We start from the raw sequence: 17,826 nt of genomic DNA, 5'->3' as shown, positions 1-17,826 counted from the left end.
GCGAGACGCCGCCTATCTACGGTTTTTCCGGCCGGGAGAGGTCGCCTTCTCGAAAAAACACCGAGTCGCCTCGTCGGCCGGGAAGAAGGATTCGATCAGCACGCCCTCCACCAGCGCGTCCTGGGTCGAACCGAAGGTCGAGAGCGTCGTGATGAAGCGCAATTCCGCTTCCCCGAAGCGCAGTTCGATCGGCAGCACCGGCAAACGATCGGTGGCAGGATGATTGTCGATTGCCTTGACGACAGCCGGTTCTGCGGCGAGCCGGTCGAGCCGGCGCTGCAGCGGACTGCGCGGCCCCTGCAGCCAGGCCTCCATGCGGACCCTCTGGACAAGGTCGGCGGCAGCGGCCTCCCAATTCACGACGAGGGTACGGACGCTTTCGGAGCCAAGGAAGCCGTCAAGGAAGTTCTGGCCCGGACTGAGCGGAACATCGGTAGCCTCGACAAGCCCCCCGCGAAGGCCGGATTGGTCAAAAGCACCGTGTACTGATGATCGAGGACAAGGCCGGGTACGGATCATGTCGGTCCAGCATCAGGCGGATCGCACTGGCGACGGCGGGCGGCATCGCATCCAGTCCGGCGGCGGGGCGCATCGCCATCCGCGGCCGATAGCCAGCGGCGGAAAAGAGCGAGCCCTGGTCGCGGGCGGGAATATCGAGCACCGAGGCGAGCCGCAGGATCATCCCCTCGGTCGGCCGCGAACGGCCCGTCTCGAGGAAGGAGAGATGGCGAGTGGAAATGCCGGCAGCGGTCGCCAGATCAAGCTGGCTCATGCGGCGATGACCGCGCCATTCCTTCAAGTGACTGCCGAATTCCATCGATGCCTTCCTTCGTTGCGCGGCAAGAATGGGCCGAATGTGGCGCGAAATCCATTACCTCCGAGGTAATTGGAATGATGATCACGACAGGCCAGCATTGCTCCATCGACAAAGGAGACAGACATGCTCGATTTTTCCAACCGCTCGCTTCTCAACAAGACGTTCCTCGCCGACGGCATCTTCTCGCTCATCGCCGGCACGGTCCTGATCGTCGACGCGCAGCCACTGGCGGCGCTCGTCGGCCCCGCTGTTGCGCCGGAGGTCGTCGGCGTGCTCGGTATCGGCCTGCTGCTCTGGGGCGCTTTCCACCTCGCCTGGGCGAGAAAGGGGGGCCCGAACGCGCTGGCGGTACGGATCAGCATTGCCGGCGATATTCTTTGGCAGATCGCGAGCCTCGTCATCATCGCCCTCGCCTATGCGTCGCTGTCGGCAATGGGGATCGGGCTGATCGTCGTGGCGATGGTCGGCGTCGCCGACTTTCTCTTCCTGAAGCTGAAGGGGGCCGCCCAGGTGGGCACGAGGGCTGCTTAGGTCCTCAAAATGCGCCGGCCCGCCGTTTGGCGGGCCGTCTTTTCAGCGGGCCTCAGACCGTTTCCCAGCCATCTTTGTCGCTGGCGCGATAGATCGCGTCGATGAACTTCTGATTGAGGCGCGAGCTCTCGAGCGTCACCACCTCTTCCGCCTCGCCCTTCGCCGCACGCGCGAAGGCTTCCGCCTCGAGCTTGTACTGGCGGGCATCCTGGAAGCGGAAAAGCTGCGCCTGGGCGTGATTCTGGTTGGTGAGTTCCACCTCCTCGCGGCCGTAGCGATCCGCATTGAAGGGCGACTTCACCTCGATATAGCCCTGGTCGCCATGGAAGACCATGACCTGGCGGGCGGCGAGCTGGGTGGAGATGTAGAAGCTCAGTTCGAAATCGTCGAAGTCGGCGCGCACGCTCGAATAGATGTCGGTGCCGAATTCCGGATCGCGGTCGGTATTGGCCTGGACACGCAGCGGCTCCTTGCCGGTGGTGAACCGGGTGGTGATCGCCGGATAGACACCGATGTCAGGCAGGCCGCCACCGCCGAGCGCCGGAACGTTGCGCATGTTGCCGGGATCGCGGTTGTAATAGGTGAAGGCGCCCTGGACATGGCGCAGCTTGCCGATGGCACCCTCGGCGAGGAGCGAGCGCACTTTCCGCCAGACCGGGCTGTAGGTCACCATATAGGCTTCCGAAACCAGCACCCTGTTGCGATCGCGCGCCGCGATCACGGCGTCGATTTCCTCAGCCTTCAGCGCCAGCGGTTTCTCGCACAGAACATGCTTGCCGGCATCGGCGGCCTTGATCGCCCATTCCACGTGTTGCGACGTCGGGAGCGGAATATAGACGGCGTCGATCACGTCCGAGGCGAGCATCTCTTCATAGGAGCCGAAAGCATGCGGCACCGAGAAGCGGTCGGCCATGGCACGCGCCTTGGCGTGGTCGCGGCTGGCAATTGCCGAAACGACACAGTTCTCCGCGTCCTGGATGGCGGGCACGACCAGTTCGCGGCCGATCCTGGCCGTCGACAGAATTCCGAAACGCAGCATGGGGCAGTCTCCTGTTAGAGCGGACTCGCGAAGAAGTGCAGGGGCTCCCTCGGCCCGCACCTGTGTGGGGATCGGTCGCGTCCGGATTTATCCATCGCACGACCAGGGCGGCGCCGAGACTATCGCCGAGGTATGTGCCTAGCAAGGCTTGAACCGACCAGAAAAACCAAGCCGGCGGGTGTCATCGGCAGGGAACTGACCTATGTTTCCCCGGCAATCCTCCCGATCGCAGCTTGTCTTCATTCAACCGCGGAGCGAAACCATGGAATTGCGCAGGCTTGGCCGTACCGATCTTTCAATTGCACCGCTCGTCTTCGGCGGCAATGTCTTCGGCTGGACGGCGGACGAGAGAACGTCCTTCGCCCTACTCGATGCCTTTTTCGATGCGGGCTTCAATGCCGTCGATACGGCGGATGTCTACTCCTCCTGGGTCCCGGGAAACCAGGGTGGCGAATCCGAGACGATCATCGGCAAGTGGCTGAAGCAGTCCGGGCGCGCGCGGGACAAGGCAGTGATTATCACCAAGGTCGGCTCCGAACTCGGCCCCGGCCGCAAGGGGCTCTCGCGTCGCTGGATCCTGCAGGCGGTCGAGGACTCGCTGAGCCGCCTGCAGACCGATTATATCGACCTTTATCTGTCGCACTGGCCCGATCCCGAAACGCCCTACGAGGAGACGCTCGCCGCCTATGAGACGCTGCTCGGCCAGGGCAAGGTGCGGGCGATCGGCGCCTCGAACCTCGATGCGGGACAATTACGCGATGCCCTGGATGTCGCGGCGGCGAGAGGCCTGCCGCGCTACGACGTGCTGCAGCCCGAATACAATCTCTACGACCGCGCCGCCTATGACGGCGCCTTGCGCAACCTCTGCCTCGCCGAGGAAATCGGCGTCATCACCTATTTTAGCCTGGCTCGCGGCTTTCTTTCCGGCAAATACCGCTCGCACACGGATCTCGAAGGCTCGGAGCGCGGCGGCGGGGTCGAAAAATACCTCGACGGGCGCGGCATGCGCATTCTCGGCGTGCTCGACGAGATCGCCGAGGAGACCGGCGCGAAACAGGCGGAGATCGCCCTCGCCTGGATCATCGCCCGCGACGGCGTCACCGCGCCGATCGCCAGCGCCACCAATCTCAATCAGCTGGCAAGCCTCGTAAGGTCGGCGGAGCTCACGCTGACGGAGGCGGCGATACAGCGGCTGAACGACGTGAGCCAGTAATGGCCGAAAAAGCCCCTCCCCAACCCCTCCCCACAAGGGTGAGGGGCTTGCGATGCCGCGCCCGCTCCACTCATGTCTCGGCGGTTCCACGATCTTGGATGTTGAAGGCGGCACTGGCCGAGACGGCGGGTGCTAGGCCCTCCCCCTTGTGGGGGTTGGGGAGGGATGAAGCTTACGATCCCGCCACGTTCGCAAGCGGCGGATAGCCCGGGTATAGATACGCATGGCTGCCTTCGTGATTGGCCATGCCCGGTTTCGTCAGGAGGCCGCGCGGTTCGGCGAAGCTGCGGATCCTCCGTTGCGGCCGCTCGTGCCACTGGATGTTGAAGGCCCAAAGCTTCGGGAAGAAGCAGAGCGAGGCATAGGGAAGGTGGTCGTGGATCCACCAGGCGAGGCTCTGCCAACCGCCCTCCCTACGCTCCCGGTCCCAAACCCAGGGAATGACGATGCAAGCGGTGGCGCCCATGCAGCCGTCCGCATCGCGCATGTCCCAGATATGATCGGCCGCCGTCGAGGCATTGGTCGAGCAATTGAGCTTGTTGGCATTGCCGAATTCGTTGACGGCGCGGTTGCGATAGGCGGAGCGGATGTGCAGCCGCCCGAAGGTCGCCTGCAGCGGTTCGAGAAGCTCCTCGCAGAGCTTGCGACCGGCCTCGACGGCAAGCTCCGCATCGTCCGGGATGTTCGGAATACGATAGAAATCGGCGATCTCCGAATGGAGGAAATCGCGCAGGAAGAAGTTTTTCGACAGGCGTATGCGGCCGACATCCTCCAGCGACTTCATCGATCCAGGTTTCTTCATTCTTCCCTCCGCGCCGCTCGCACGAGCCGTTCATGTCCGGCTGATCGAAACGCCGCCATCGACCAGCAATGCGGTGCCGGTAATGAAACTAGCAGCATCGGAGGCAAGATAAAGCGCGGCCTCGGCGATTTCCGCCGGCTGCGCCATGCGCTTCAGCGCATGCAGGCCTTCGATAAAGCCGCGCGTCTCGGGAGAAGCACCGGGCAGGTTCGCGACGTTGGCGGGCGTGTCGGTGCCGCCCGGCAGCAATGCATTGACGCGCACGCCGTGGGCTCCGAGCTCAACCGCCAAAGACTGCACTAGGCCGATCAACCCAGCCTTGCTGGCCGCATAGGCGGCCATGCCCGGGAACCCTGCCGTGTGGCCGACGAAGCTCGACGTGAAGACCAGCGAACCGCCGCCGCGAGCAAGCATGGCCGGAGCCTGATGCTTGGCGGCGAGAAAGGCGCCGGTCAGGTTGGTGTCGAGCGTCTCGCGCCATCCCTCGAGCGACAGCGAGGAGATCTCGCCCATGGCGCCCAGGGCGCCGGCATTGTTGAACGCAATGTCCAATCCGCCGAAGCGGCCGAGCGCCAGGTCCACCAGCGCCTTGTTCGGGCTTTCGTCGCGCAGGTCGCCGGCAAGCATTGCCGCTTCACCGCCTTCTTCGATGATCTCGCCCACGAGCTGCTCGAGAGCCTCGCCTCGCCTTGCGGCGATCACGATCTTTGCGCCTTCGCGCGCAAAGAGAGAGGCGGCCGCGCGGCCTATTCCCGAACTTGCACCCGTCACGATCGCCACTTTTCCTTCAAGTCTCGACATTCCACTTTCCTCGCGCCTGTTGTCGTTGACGAGCGGAAAGATCCCAGATGGCAGTTGTTGCGGCCACCCGATTTCCGTGCAGCGAAAGTGGCCGCACCTGCAGGAGGTCGACGGGTGGAAAGACCGCACAAGCACGCATTTTCCCCAAGGCAGGAACAAATGCCTCTGTCTGATGTTGATTGGGCGTCACTGCCAACCTCCCCACCGGACAAGGAAGGAAATCGACAATGCCCAAGGAAAAGACAATGGACGACCTGTTCTACGACGCGCTCAAGGACATCTACTATGCGGAGCGCAAGATCCTGAAGGCTCTTCCGAAGATGGCACGCAGCGCGCAGGCACCGGAGCTCAAGGCAGCGTTCGAAAAGCACCGCGAGCAGACCGAAACCCATGTCGAGCGGCTGCAGCAGGTCTTCGAATTGATCGGCAAGCGCGCGCAAGGCAAAACCTGCGAAGCGATCGAAGGGATCATTGCCGAAGGCGAGGAGATCATGGACGAGTTCAAGGGCACGCAGGCCCTTGACGCCGGGCTGATCTCCGCCGCGCAGTCCGTCGAGCATTACGAGATCGCTCGCTACGGCACCCTGAAGACCTGGGCGCAGACCATCGGCCTCAAGGACGCGGTGCCGCTTCTCGACGCAACGCTGAAGGAAGAGGTCGTCACGGACCAGGATCTGACGAAGCTCGCGACGGCGAAATCGAACAAGAAAGCCGCATGAGCGCTACTGCATGTTTCCTTAATTGGAACCGATGCAGCAATTCAAAGTTCTACAGCGACTTTTGCTGCAGCGGCGACCGGAGAGGACCGGTCGCCGCTCAATCCGTATGCCGGAAGAAATCGATGAAGGCCCGGAGCGCCGGACGCATCTGGCGACGGCTCGGGTAATAGAGATAGGGGCCGGCATAGGGCGCACACCAATCCTCGAGCACCCGCAGCAATCTCCCCTCCGCCAGATCGCCGCTGACGCGCGGCTCGAAAAGGTAGGCGAGGCCCGCGCCGCCGATTGCCGCCTTGATGATCGGCCGGTCCTCGCCGACGATCAGCGGGCCATTCACCGAGACCGTGATCTCCTCGCCATCCTTCTCGAACTCCCAGCGATAAATCGTGCCGTTCGAAAAGCGCCGGCGGATGCAGCGATGCGCGGCGAGGTCGCGCGGGTGCAGCGGCCGCGGAAATCGCTCGAAATAGCCGGGCGACGCGACAACCGCGCTCTTCAGATCCGGGCCGATCTTCACCGCGATCATGTCCGCCTCCAAGCTCTCGCCTAGCCTAATGCCCGCATCAAAACCCGCCTCGACGATATTGGTGAAGCCGTCCTCGTTGGCGATCTCCAGCACGATATCCGGATAGCGCGTCAAAAAGTCGCCGAGCCGCGGCGCCAGAATGAGGTCGGCGGCAAAGCGCGGCGCGGTGATCCGCAGATTGCCGGCCGGGCGTTGCCGCGCATCCACCGCCGATTCCAGCGCGTGGGCAATCTCGTCGAGCGCCGGCCGCAGGCGGTCGAGCAGCCGTCTGCCCTCCTCTGTCGCCGCGACGCTGCGCGTCGTGCGTGCAAGCAGCCGGACCCCGAGGCTCGCTTCGAGACTCGCGACGGCGTGGCTGACGGCCGACGGCGCAATGGCGAGTTCCTTGGCCGCGCCGCGGAAACTGCCATGGGCGGCGACGGCGGAGAGGACGGCGAGCTGGGAGAGCTGGGTGCGATTCATTGATCGAAATAATAGAACAAGCTGTGAGAATTGGCAGCGATTTTCAGGCGCCGACGAGAGACCTATCTTTCCCTGGTCGTCGTGGGCGCCGCGAACCGACCGGCGCCAACCCAGACGATCGCCCCGCATGTTCGACGCAGCCACTTCTGCGTGACGCGTCCAAGCGCATTCCAGCCGGAAAGGAAATCCCATGAGAACCCGCAAGCTCGGCAATGAACTCACCGTCTCGGCCATCGGCCTCGGCTGCATGGGCATGAGTTTTGCCTATGGCGAGGCCGACGAACGCCAATCGATCCGAACGCTCCATCGCGCCATCGAGCTTGGCGTCATCTTCTTCGACACGGCAGAGGTCTACGGGCCCTATGAGAACGAGAAGCTCCTCGGGCGGGCGCTGAAGGACAGGCGCGACCAGGTGGTGATCGCCACGAAATTCGGTTTTCTGATCGAGCCGGGCAAACCGGCCGCGGAGGCGATCAAGGGGGTCGACGGCCGGCCGGAAAATGCCAAGGCTGTCGCCGAGGCTTCGCTGAAGCGGCTCGACACCGACGTCATCGATCTCTACTACCAGCACCGCATCGATCCGAACGTCCCGATCGAGGAAAGCGTCGGCGCGATGGCGGAGCTGGTGAAGGAGGGCAAGGTACGGGCGATCGGGCTTTCCGAGGCGAGTGCGACCACCATCCGCCGCGCCCACGCGGTGCATCCGATCGCGGCGGTGCAAAGCGAATACTCGCTCTGGACGCGCGACCCGGAAGACGAGGTGCTCGCCACCTGCCGCGAACTCGGCATCGGCTTTGTCCCCTATAGCCCGCTGGGGCGCGGCATGCTGACCGGCACCATTCGCAAGGTCGAGGACCTCGCTGACGACGATTTCCGTCGCTCGCTGCCACGCTTCCAGGTGGAGAACTTCGACGCCAATGCCGCGCTCGTCGAAAAGCTGCAAAGGCTCGCCGCCGAGAAACAGGTGACGGCCGCCCAGCTGGCACTCGCCTGGGGCGTCAACCAGGGCGACAACATCGTGCCGATCCCCGGCGCCCGCAAGCTCGAGCATCTGGAGCAGAACGCCGCCGCCGCCGATATCGTCCTCTCTGCAGAGGAACGTGCCGAACTCGGCGAGGCACTGTCCCCGACGCTCGTCGCCGGCAGCCGATACACCGAGGCGTCACTGGCGCTGACGAACCGCTGAAAACCGGCTACCGGCCGCGGGTATCGCAATTCCGTTGCGATACCCTAACTATGATGTGTCCGCCTTGACGATGGCTGGAGCGGCATCGGAGGCGGAAGAGCTTCAATCACGCGCAACAATGTTGTGTTTTGGCCGCTCCAGGAACGGAGGAATGAGGTATGTCCGATGAGCAGGCCATCAGCGCAGTCGTCCATCTCTATGTCGACGGAATGGCGTTCGCCAATGAGGCGGCGCTGCGCAAGGCCTTTCACCCGAGCGCCTCGATCGTTGGCAATTACCAGGATTCGGTTGAATGGCTGAGCCGTGACGCCTTCATCGCCGCTGTCGTGACGGAGGGCTCGGCGCCGCCGGAGACGCAGCCGCTCATGGAGGTGGAATTGATCCATATAACCGGCGACGCAGCGAGCGTGAAGGTCATCGATGAATTCGGCGGCGCGCGCTATACGGACTATCTGACCCTGCTCAAGGTCGACGGGCGTTGGCTGATCGTCAACAAGGTCTGGCATCGCCACACGTAGGGGCTATTCCAAGGATCATGCGGCAAGGCGCATCCGGCAAGGTCGTCGCAATCGACCATGTGCAACTCGCCATGCCGGAAGGCGGCGAAGCGGAGGCGCGCCGGTTCTATGCCGGCCTGCTCGGAATTCCGGAAGTGACCAAGCCGCCCAATCTCGCGGCGCGCGGCGGCTGCTGGTTCGAGCAAGCCGGCCTCAAGATCCATCTCGGTGTTGAAAAGGAATTCTCACCCGCCCGCAAGGCGCACCCGGCCTTCGTTGTCGATGATCTTTTCGTGCTGGTCGCACGGCTTGCGGCAGCGGGATTCGACGCGACGGAAGACGAGCCGCTCGCGGGGTTTGTCCGTCGCTATATGAGCGATCCGTTTGGTAACAGGATAGAATTGCTGCAGCCAAGCGATTGACGATCGTCAGCCACATGCCCCTCCCCAACCCTCCCCACAGGTGGGGTGTTGGGGAGGAGTCTTTCTCCAAAACCGATCTATACTCAGGCGCGAAGCACGCCGCCGGTGCTTTTCGCCACAATGGCGACGATGCGCGAGGTCAGCGCCTCGAAATCCTCGTCGGTCAGCGTGCGCTCGACCGGCTGGATCGTCACCTCGATGGCGATCGACTTCTTGCCTTCGCCGAGCGAGGCGCCTTCGAAGACGTCGAAGACATTGACGCCGGTTACCAGCTTGCGGTCGGCGCCGGAAGCGGCCCGGACGACAGCGGCCGCCTCGACCTCCTTGTCGACCACGAAGGCGAAGTCGCGCTTCACCGCCTGGAATGGCGAGAGCTCAAGCGCCGGCTTAGTGCGCGTCGTCTTCTTCTTTGGCTCCGGCATCGCATCGACATAGATCTCGAAACCGGCGATCGGGCCGGAGACATCGAGAGCGTCGAGCGTCTTCGGGTGGAACTCGCCGAAGGCGCCGAGCACGATCTTCGGGCCGAGCTTGATCGTGCCGGAGCGGCCGGGATGGTACCAGTCCGGGCCGCCGGCCTCGAACTGGACATTGGCCATCGGCACGCCGCAGGCTTCGAGCACCGCGATCGCATCGGCCTTCGCGTCGAAGACGTCGACCGGCTTGCCTCCGCCCTTCACCGCGTTCGACCAGAGCCGGCCGGCGCCGTTGAGGGAGGCGGTGCCGCGGCGGACGCCGCCGGCGACGCGGCGCTGCGCCTCGGGCGTGTCGCCCTCATAGGTGCCGGAGACCTCGAAGATCGCCACGTCACCATAGCCCTTGTCGGCATTGCGCTGCGCGGCGGTCAAAAGCCCCGGCAGCAGCGACGGCCGCATGTCGGACATGTCGGCAGCAATCGGATTGGCGAGCTTCAGCCCCGGCTGACCACCACCGAAGAGCTTCGCCTGCTCCTCCGAGATGAACGACCAGGTGACCGCTTCTAGCATGCCGCGGCTGGCGAGCCCGCGTCTCGCCTGGCGGGTGCGGATCTGCAAGGTCGTGAGGATCTTGCCGTTGACGGCGTTGTGGCTCGGCAGGGCGGCCGCGACGATGTTGTCGACGCCATGGATGCGCATGACTTCCTCGACCAGGTCCGCCTTGCCGTCGACATCCGGTCGCCAGGAGGGCACGGTGACGCGGAAGCGCTCGCCGGAGCCCTCGACGCCGAAGCCGAGCTCCTCGAGAATCGAAACGCTCTCCTCGGTGGAGACCTCGAGACCGGTCAGCCGCTTGACCTCGGAGACCGGGAAGTCGACGACTTTGGGCGTATGGCCCTCATAGCCGACGACGTCCAGCTTCGCGGCGGTACCACCGCAGAGCTCCAGCACCAGTTCGGTCGCCCGTTCGAGGCCCGGCACCATATATTCCGGATCGACACCGCGCTCGAAGCGATAGCGCGCATCGGTGATGATGCCGAGGGTGCGGCCGGACTTGGCGATGTTCATCGGGTCCCAAAGCGCCGACTCGATCAGCACGTCGGTGGTCGCCTCGTCGCAGCCGGAATGCTCGCCGCCCATGATGCCGCCGATCGATTCGATGCCGTCCTCGTCGGTGATCACCACATTGGCGGGCGACAGCGTGTATTCGCGGGCATCGAGCGCCAACACCTTCTCGCCTTCCTTTGCCCGGCGAACCGTCAGGTTGCCGTTGACCTTGGCCGCGTCGAAGACGTGCAGCGGCCGGCCCTGGTCGAAGGTCAGGTAGTTGGTGATGTCGACCAATGCGTTGATCGGCCGAAGCCCGATCGCCGTCAGCCGCCGGCGCATCCAGACCGGGCTCGGGCCATTCTTGACGCCGCGCACAAGACGCAGCGCAAAGCCGGGGCAGAGATGCTTGTCCTCACCGAGCTCCAGCCGCACCTTGACCGGCGTTTCGCCTTCGACCGGGAAGGAGGGCGCCGGCCTTGTCTTCAGCGTGCCGAGGCCGGAGGCGGCGAGGTCGCGGGCAATGCCGTGAACGCTGGTGCAATCCGGCCGGTTCGGCGTCAGGTTGATCTCGATCATCGGATCGTCGAGGCCCGCATAGGCGGCGTAGCTGGTGCCGACCGGCGCATCCTCGGGCAGGTCGATGATGCCGGTGTGGTTATCGGATATCTCCAATTCCTTTTCCGAGCACATCATGCCGCGGCTTTCGACGCCGCGGATGTTGCCGACCGACAGCGTCACGTCGATGCCCGGCACGTAGGTGCCCGGCGCGGCAAAGGCGCCGACGAGGCCCTTGCGCGCGTTTGGCGCACCGCAGACGACCTGCACCGGTGAGCCGTTGCCGGTATCGACCATCAGCACCCTCAGCTTGTCGGCGTTCGGGTGCTGCTCGGCGGAAATGACCTTGGCGATGACGAAGGGCTTGAAGGCGGCCTTGTCGTCGACACCCTCGACCTCGAGCCCGATCATCGTCAGGCGCGCGCAGATTTCCTCGAGCGAGGCGTCGGTTTCCAGATGGTCCTTCAGCCAGGAGAGCGGGAACTTCATGATTTCACCTGTGTCCTAAGAATTCTACAGCGCCGCGCGTCTTACCAGACGCGCAAAGGTCGCTATAGCACTTTGAATTGCTGCATGTTTTTGTCCTTAAATCGGCTAGGATTTAAGGAAACATGCAGTAGCGCGAGCGATCAGGCCGAAAGACCGCCGAACAGCGTCGGCATGTCGAGCGGGCGGAAGCCGTAATGGGTCATCCAGCGGACATCGGCGTTGAAGAAGTCGCGCAGGTCCGGCATGCCGTATTTCAACATGGCGATGCGGTCGAGGCCCATGCCCCAGGCAAAGCCCTGATACTCGTCCGGATCGAGACCGCCGGCGCGCAGCACGTTCGGATGCACCATGCCGCAGCCGAGGATCTCCATCCAATCCTTGCCTTCGCCGAACTTGACGATCGGGCCGGAGCGGTCGCACTGGATATCGACCTCGAAGGACGGCTCGGTGAAGGGGAAGAAGGACGGGCGGAAGCGCATCGTCACCTGGTCCACCTCGAAAAAAGCCTTGCAGAACTCTTCCAGCACCCAGCGCATGTTGGCGACGTTCGCCGTCCTGTCGATCACCAGTCCCTCGACCTGGTGGAACATCGGTGAATGGGTGGCGTCGGAATCCTGGCGATAGGTCTTGCCGGGAATGATGATGCGGATCGGCGGCTGTTGAGCCTCCATCGTGCGGATCTGCACCGGCGAGGTGTGGGTGCGCAGCACCTTACGCTCTCCCTTCTCGTCCGGCTGGAAGAAGAAAGTGTCGTGCATCTCGCGGGCCGGATGGCCCTCGGGGAAGTTCAGCGCCGTGAAGTTATAGTAATCGGTCTCGATGTCCGGTCCCTCGGCGATCGAGAAGCCCATGTCGCCGAAGATGGCGGTGATCTCGTCGACGATCTGGCTGATCGGATGGATGCGGCCGCGCTCCGCAGGCGAGGAGCGGACCGGCAGGCTGATATCCACCGTCTCGCGCGCCAGCCGCTCGGCGATCGCCGCATCCTTGAGGGCGAGCTTGCGAGCCGAAATCGCATCGGAAACGGTATTCTTCAGGGCATTGATGCGGGCGCCGCGCGTCTGGCGCTCCTCGGGGCTCATCGTGCCGAGCGTCTTCAAGAGCTCCGAAATCGAACCCTTCTTGCCGAGCGCACCGACGCGCAACGACTCGATCGCCCCCTCGTCGGCGGCGGCATCGATTTCCGCCAGCAATGTCCGTTCCAAAGTTTCCAGTTCGCTCATTCTGTCCTACCTCGATGCGGGATTGGTTCGGTCTATCGGTTCAACACTTCAGCGATGTGATCGCCTGGCAGTGCGCCGAATAAGAAAAACCCGCGCCAGCCCTGCCAGCGCGGGTTTCCCAACAATTTCAGAAACGGTCTTGGGAAAACGCTGGCTTAACGGACAGCGCTTTCAAACTCGTTTGCCGTGCCGGCTTCCTTGAGATAGGCGAGCGCCTTCTTGGCGGCTTCGACGAGCGCCGTGAATGCAGCCGTCTCATGGATCGCCATGTCGGAGAGAACCTTGCGGTCCACTTCGATGCCTGCCTTGCTCAGGCCGTCGATGAAGCGGCCATAGGTCAGACCGTGCTCGCGGACGGCAGCGTTGATGCGCTGGATCCAGAGGGCGCGGAAATTGCGCTTGTTGACCTTGCGGTCGCGGTAGGCGTACTGCTTGGAACGGTCGACCGCTGCCTTGGCGGCGCGGATCGTGTTCTTGCGGCGGCCGTAGAAACCCTTGGCGGCCTTGAGCGTCTTCTTGTGCTTGGCGTGAGCGGTTACGCCGCGTTTTACACGTGCCATGTCATGATCTCCTTAACGTGTCCAATGTGCCTGAAGTCTTAGAGACCGTTCGGCAGGTAATTCTTGACGACCTTCTTGCCATCAGGCTCTGCGAGAACCATGGTTCCGCGTGCGTCGCGAATGAACTTGTTGGACCGCTTGATCATGCCGTGGCGCTTGCCAGCAGCGGCAGCTCGAACCTTGCCGGTCGCGGTTACTTTGAACCGCTTCTTGGCAGACGATTTCGTCTTCATCTTGGGCATTTTGCTACTCCATTGTTCTTGATATGCGAAACCGGCTGACGAGGCTGGTTTCCAGCGTTAAGAACGGCCACGGCATGCCCTGCCGGACCGTTCGGACGGGGGGCTTGTAGCCGAAGTCCTGCAAAAGCGCAAGCCGCCCGTTGATCATGGCATACGCTGAGCCGCGGCTCAGGCGGGATCGCGCACCGGAAGCCGCACGACCCTGACCGGAAAGGTCAGCCGGGCTCTCAGTCCTCCGAGGTCGGACTGCTCTAGGGTCAAGGAGGCACCATAGGCCTCGGCGATGTCGGCGCTGATCGCGAGACCCAGTCCCGCGCCTTCGGGCTCTCGGTCGTCGGTGCTGTCGAGCCGTGCACCGCGTCTGAGGATCGCCACGCGGTTCTGTTCGGCAATGCCAGGCCCGTCGTCCTCGATCAGGATGGTGATGGCGCCGTTGGCCCGGCGTGCCGAGAAGCGGATGAACGAACGCGCCCATTTCGCGGCGTTGTCGAGCAGATTGCCGAGACATTCGGCAAGGTCGGCCGGATCGACGTCGAGCGAAAGCGAGCTGTCGATCGAAACTTCCCAGGCGACATCCCGCTCGGCGGTGACGGGACGAAGGACACTGACGAGCTTGCCGCCAAGGCCCATGACCGACGTCGTCGCCATTCGCTCGACGCCCATGCGCGCGGCCTGCAGCTGCCGGTCGGCCCGCTGGCGGGCGAGTTCCACCTGTCTGAGCGCCAAGGCGCGATCCTCCGGCGGAAGCCGCTCCGCGAGCTGCGCCAGCACCGTCAGCGGCGTCTTGAGGCCGTGGGCGAGATCGCTGGCGCGGGCACGCGCGCGCTCGACCGCCACTTCGCGTTCCTTCAGGAGGAGATTGATCTCGCTGACCAGCGGCTGCACCTCGCTTGGGCCGGAGGTTCCGAAATCCCGGTCGCGGCCGGCGCGCACCGAGGCCGCCCGCTCGCTCAGGCGGCGGAGCGGCTTGAGCCCGATGGCATTCTGGAAAAAGGCGGCGGCGGCCAGGAGCCCGGCGGTCGCAAGCAGCATCAGCCGCAGCGCCGCTTGGAAATCGCCCAGCGCTTCGTCGAGTTCCCGTTTAGGAAACGCCGCTGACGCGACGAACCGGATCGCCGGGGCACCTTCGCCAAGCGACAGGCTTTGGCTGTGGACCAGCATCGGATGTCCGTCCGGACCTTCACTGATGGTAAAACCCTCGTAGCGCGAAGGGACCGGAGCGTCGGCATCGATCGCCACGTCCCAGAGCGAGCGCGACCGCAGGTGACTGCCGTCGACGGGTGAGACCTGCCAGTAGCGGCCGCCGTTCGGCAGGTCGAAACGCGGATCTGCCGGCTCGCGCGCGAGCATAAGCTGGCCCTCTTGCAAGGCGAGTTCGGCAGCGAGCGTGTCGACGATCGTCATCATCTCGCCGCGGTACCGCCCGACCACGTAATCGGTGAACAGCCGGGTCAGGGAAAGCCACGCTACGAGCAGCACGAGGCCGATTGCGATCACTGCTCCGACCGCCAGTCGCAGCCGCAGCGAGCGCATCATGAAGGGTCGTCCGGCAGGAGATAGCCGAATCCGCGTCGCGTCTCGATGGCGCGGCTCTCGGTCTTGCGGCGCAGCCGGGCGATCATCGCCTCGACGGCGTTCTTGGCGGAGTCGTCGTCGCGTCCCTGGACATGGCTTGCCAGTTCGAGCGGCGACAGCACTTCGCCCTTGCGTTCGATGAAGTAGGCGACCATCCGGAATTCGAGCGGGCTGAGATCAAGCGCCTCTCCGTCGAAGGTGACCCGGCGGGTCGCCTCGTCAAGCGTGAAGCGGCCCGCCGATTTGATGATCTGGAATCGCGGGCCGGCGCGCCGCAGAAGCGCCCTCAGCCGCGCCAGCAGCTCCTCGGCGCGAAACGGCTTGGGAATGTAGTCGTCGGCGCCGGCCTCGAACCCGTCGACGCGCTCCATCCAGGATCCGCGGGCGGTCAGCACCACCACCGGCGTTTCCACGCCGTCGAGACGCCACCGCTTGAGGATCGACAATCCGTCGAGGCCGGGCAGGCCGAGGTCGAGGATGATGGCTGCATAGCCGCCGTCTTCGCCGCGCTCCCAGATGTCGGGGCCGTGGGCAAGCGTATCGACCGCATAGCCTTCAGCCTCGAGTTTCCCGCGGACATGGCCAGCAATGTTGAGGTCGTCCTCTGCCAGAAGTATGCGCATGTCTGCCTCAGAATTTCACGAAACTGCCGGTGCGCGCATCGATCCGGAGGTCGCGGATGACGCCCGCGCCATCCCGCGTCTTCAGCCGATAGACGTCGCTTCCCATGTACCGCACCAGATCAACCGCGATGACCATGCCGTAGAGATCGCGATCCACCAAGGCGAGCAGCTTGCTCAGCGGCAGGATCTCTCCCTTGACGACGGCGTCTCGCGCATCCTCCTGGCTTCTCGTTTCCCGACTCCCGTTCTCCGGGGCTGCCGTGCTGCGATCACCTCGGGTGCCGGTATCGCCGGTGCTGCCGCCGGCATCCGAGTTGCCGCGGCCGGTCTTGCCGTCATCGGCCAAAGCCGCGCCGCTCGCGGAGAACGGCACGACACAGGACGCAACCGACCAGCAAACAAATGCGGCCAGACTCCGGCGCATGAGCGAAGCGGGACGAGGCGGTGCGGCGCGCTCCAGGCAGATATGGTCTCTCATTATCCCCTCAACATAGGTCGCCGCAGCATCCGCCAGAAAAGTGACGGAAACAGGGGTGGAACGTCGATTTTCTTACTGAAACGGGCGTGCCCCTCGCAGCAGGAGTGATGCGAGAGGCACGAATTTGAGGAAGTCTGCGGCGATGGGACAGCCACCGCCGCAGTTAAGGGCTCAGGTCGGAATCGGATCAGTTCGCCGTCGGAGTTCCGCCGCCGTCCTGCCCGCCGCCGGTGCCGGTGTCCTGCCCGCCGCCGGTGCCAGTGTCTTGTCCGCCGCCAGTGCCGCCGCCTTCGCCGCCGGTGCCGCCGCCTTCGCCGCCAGTGCCGCCGCCTTCGCCGCCAGTGCCGCCGCCTTCGCCGCCGGTGCCGCCGCCTTCGCCGCCAGTGCCGCCGCCTTCGCCGCCGGTGCCGCCGCCTTCGCCGCCACTGCCACCGCCTTCGCCGCCACTGCCGCCGCCTTCGCCGCCAGTGCCGCCGCCTTCGCCGCCACTGCCGCCGCCTTCGCCGCCGCTGCCTTCGCCGCCACTGCCGCCGCCTTCGCCGCCGGTGCCGCCGCCTTCGCCGCCAGTGCCGCCGCCTTCGCCGCCGGTGCCGCCGCCTTCGCCGCCGGTGCCGCCGCCTTCACCGCCACCGGTGCCGGTGTCTTGTCCGCCGCCCGTGCCGGTGTCCTGTCCGCCACCGGATCCACCTTCGCCGACTGTGGTGGGGCTGCTGGTGTCGAAGCCACCGTTAGGTCCGGCTTCGAAGCTGCTGGCCGCGCCGGTATCCGCAAGAGCCATCGTCACTGGCCCTCCAACGACGCCGAACAAGCTCATTGTGGAAACGAGCAGCACTTTTTTGAATGCGCTGTGCATATCTTTACCCTTCCTTGTTTCGGAACGGGCAGAGACTGGCATTTGGCAACTGACAGGCGGCTGAGCACGGCTGTCAGCATTCTGTCAGGCGCCGGCAACGGTGCGCCGGAACGAAAAAAGCCGCCTCACGGCGGCCTTTTACATTGGATTGCTTTCACGTGCGATCCACGCTTTCGTGCCTTACTTGGGCGCAAGCACCATCATCATCTGGCGACCTTCCAGCTTCGGCTCGGCTTCAACCTTGGCGATCGCCTGGGTATCGTCCTTGACCTGCAGCAGAAGCTTCATGCCGAGCTCCTGGTGGGCCATTTCGCGGCCGCGGAACTTCAGCGTCACCTTGACCTTGTCGCCCTCTTCGAAGAAGCGGTTCATCGCCTTCATCTTCACCTCGTAATCGTGGGTGTCGATGTTCGGGCGCATCTTGATTTCCTTGATCTCGACGATCTTCTGCTTCTTGCGCGCCTCGGCCGCCTTCTTCTGGTTGGCGTATTTCAGCTTGCCAAGATCGAGGATCTTGCACACCGGCGGTTCGGAATTCGGTGCGATCTCCACCAGATCGAGACCGGACTCTTCCGCCATGCGGAGCGCCTGATCGATCGGGACGCTGCCCAAATTCAGGCCTTCGGCGTCGATGAGCTGAACCCGGGGGACCCGGATTTCCTTGTTTGCGCGCGGCCCTTCCTTGACTGGGGCGTCCGCTTTGAACGGTCTGCGAATGGTCGTACTCTCCTCGAGCTGTTTACGTAT

General features: G+C 64.2%; 19 protein-coding genes and 1 pseudogene. 6 read left to right on the top strand and 14 right to left on the bottom strand.

Translation table 11 applies throughout. The features are described 5' to 3' along the window. Positions 1–12: 12 nt before the first annotated feature. Positions 13–817 (bottom strand): annotated as a pseudogene (locus tag USDA257_RS29990) (helix-turn-helix domain-containing protein). Between the two features lie 123 nt (positions 818–940). On the opposite strand from USDA257_RS29990, the gene USDA257_RS29985 reads away from it, so the two are divergent. Further along, entirely contained in the window at positions 941–1,348 is a 408-nt protein-coding gene (locus USDA257_RS29985; protein ID WP_014766744.1) for a hypothetical protein, read from the top strand. 52 nt (positions 1,349–1,400) lie between these two features. Here USDA257_RS29985 and USDA257_RS29980 read toward each other — a convergent pair whose 3' ends face one another. Next, the gene (locus USDA257_RS29980; protein WP_014766743.1) at positions 1,401–2,387 is read right to left on the bottom strand and encodes a Gfo/Idh/MocA family protein; all 987 of its coding nucleotides are present in this window, start codon (positions 2,385–2,387) and stop codon (positions 1,401–1,403) included. 262 nt (positions 2,388–2,649) lie between these two features. Here USDA257_RS29980 and USDA257_RS29975 point away from each other — a divergent pair, with 262 nt between their 5' ends. Next, positions 2,650–3,600 carry an aldo/keto reductase gene (locus USDA257_RS29975; protein WP_041414855.1) on the top strand — a complete coding sequence of 317 codons (951 nt, stop codon included), beginning with the start codon at positions 2,650–2,652 and terminating at the stop codon, positions 3,598–3,600. Between the two features lie 172 nt (positions 3,601–3,772). Here the strand turns inward: USDA257_RS29975 and USDA257_RS29970 are convergent, their stop codons facing one another. Next, a complete protein-coding gene (locus USDA257_RS29970; protein ID WP_014766741.1) occupies positions 3,773–4,402 on the bottom strand; it encodes a hypothetical protein in 630 nt (209 codons plus the stop codon). A 30-nt stretch (positions 4,403–4,432) separates the two neighbouring features. Further along, positions 4,433–5,203, bottom strand: a complete 771-nt coding sequence (locus tag USDA257_RS29965; protein WP_014766740.1) for an SDR family oxidoreductase — start codon at positions 5,201–5,203, stop codon at positions 4,433–4,435. Positions 5,204–5,430: 227 nt separating this feature from the next. Between USDA257_RS29965 and USDA257_RS29960 the strand changes: the two genes are divergently transcribed. Next, on the top strand, positions 5,431–5,922 hold the full coding sequence (locus tag USDA257_RS29960) for a YciE/YciF ferroxidase family protein (RefSeq protein ID WP_014766739.1): 492 nt from the start codon (positions 5,431–5,433) through the stop codon (positions 5,920–5,922). Positions 5,923–6,019: 97 nt separating this feature from the next. Here the strand turns inward: USDA257_RS29960 and USDA257_RS29955 are convergent, their stop codons facing one another. Next, on the bottom strand, positions 6,020–6,910 hold the full coding sequence (locus USDA257_RS29955) for a LysR family transcriptional regulator (RefSeq protein WP_041414853.1): 891 nt from the start codon (positions 6,908–6,910) through the stop codon (positions 6,020–6,022). Between the two features lie 190 nt (positions 6,911–7,100). On the opposite strand from USDA257_RS29955, the gene USDA257_RS29950 reads away from it, so the two are divergent. The 3 genes from USDA257_RS29950 to USDA257_RS29940 all read left to right on the top strand — a co-directional run bounded on the left by USDA257_RS29950 (position 7,101) and on the right by USDA257_RS29940 (position 9,015). After that, complete coding sequence (locus USDA257_RS29950; protein ID WP_014766737.1) at positions 7,101–8,096, top strand: aldo/keto reductase; 996 nt, start codon at positions 7,101–7,103, stop codon at positions 8,094–8,096. A 158-nt stretch (positions 8,097–8,254) separates the two neighbouring features. Next, a complete protein-coding gene (locus USDA257_RS29945; RefSeq protein ID WP_014766736.1) occupies positions 8,255–8,614 on the top strand; it encodes a nuclear transport factor 2 family protein in 360 nt (119 codons plus the stop codon). Between the two features lie 17 nt (positions 8,615–8,631). Further along, positions 8,632–9,015: a VOC family protein gene (locus USDA257_RS29940; protein WP_014766735.1), complete on the top strand. Its 384-nt coding sequence runs from the start codon at positions 8,632–8,634 to the stop codon at positions 9,013–9,015. A gap of 83 nt (positions 9,016–9,098) precedes the next feature. Here the strand turns inward: USDA257_RS29940 and pheT are convergent, their stop codons facing one another. From pheT to infC, 9 genes are all read right to left on the bottom strand, one after another. Continuing rightward, positions 9,099–11,525 carry a phenylalanine--tRNA ligase subunit beta gene (pheT, locus tag USDA257_RS29935; protein WP_014766734.1) on the bottom strand — a complete coding sequence of 809 codons (2,427 nt, stop codon included), beginning with the start codon at positions 11,523–11,525 and terminating at the stop codon, positions 9,099–9,101. A 140-nt stretch (positions 11,526–11,665) separates the two neighbouring features. Further along, positions 11,666–12,748 carry a phenylalanine--tRNA ligase subunit alpha gene (gene pheS / locus USDA257_RS29930; RefSeq protein WP_014766733.1) on the bottom strand — a complete coding sequence of 361 codons (1,083 nt, stop codon included), beginning with the start codon at positions 12,746–12,748 and terminating at the stop codon, positions 11,666–11,668. Between the two features lie 155 nt (positions 12,749–12,903). Continuing rightward, complete coding sequence (rplT, locus tag USDA257_RS29925; protein WP_014766732.1) at positions 12,904–13,308, bottom strand: 50S ribosomal protein L20; 405 nt, start codon at positions 13,306–13,308, stop codon at positions 12,904–12,906. A 38-nt stretch (positions 13,309–13,346) separates the two neighbouring features. Next, a complete protein-coding gene (gene rpmI, locus USDA257_RS29920; RefSeq protein ID WP_014330719.1) occupies positions 13,347–13,550 on the bottom strand; it encodes a 50S ribosomal protein L35 in 204 nt (67 codons plus the stop codon). 168 nt (positions 13,551–13,718) lie between these two features. Further along, positions 13,719–15,086, bottom strand: coding sequence for a sensor histidine kinase (locus USDA257_RS29915; RefSeq protein WP_014766731.1), 1,368 nt, complete (start codon positions 15,084–15,086; stop codon positions 13,719–13,721). Further along, complete coding sequence (locus tag USDA257_RS29910; RefSeq protein WP_014766730.1) at positions 15,083–15,748, bottom strand: response regulator transcription factor; 666 nt, start codon at positions 15,746–15,748, stop codon at positions 15,083–15,085. The genes USDA257_RS29915 and USDA257_RS29910 overlap by 4 nt, the downstream gene beginning before the upstream one ends. A gap of 7 nt (positions 15,749–15,755) precedes the next feature. Next, positions 15,756–16,226 carry a PepSY domain-containing protein gene (locus USDA257_RS29905; RefSeq protein ID WP_014766729.1) on the bottom strand — a complete coding sequence of 157 codons (471 nt, stop codon included), beginning with the start codon at positions 16,224–16,226 and terminating at the stop codon, positions 15,756–15,758. Positions 16,227–16,413: 187 nt separating this feature from the next. Then, positions 16,414–17,079, bottom strand: a complete 666-nt coding sequence (locus tag USDA257_RS29900) for a hypothetical protein (protein ID WP_014766728.1) — start codon at positions 17,077–17,079, stop codon at positions 16,414–16,416. A 180-nt stretch (positions 17,080–17,259) separates the two neighbouring features. After that, complete coding sequence (infC, locus tag USDA257_RS29895) at positions 17,260–17,796, bottom strand: translation initiation factor IF-3 (RefSeq protein ID WP_080605861.1); 537 nt, start codon at positions 17,794–17,796, stop codon at positions 17,260–17,262. Positions 17,797–17,826 lie beyond the last annotated feature (30 nt).

The sequence above is a fragment of the Sinorhizobium fredii USDA 257 genome (assembly GCF_000265205.3).
Lineage (GTDB): Bacteria > Pseudomonadota > Alphaproteobacteria > Rhizobiales > Rhizobiaceae > Sinorhizobium > Sinorhizobium fredii_B.
The sequence above is the reverse complement of the archived record's forward strand: the minus strand, read 5'-3'. Positions and strand labels throughout refer to the sequence as shown.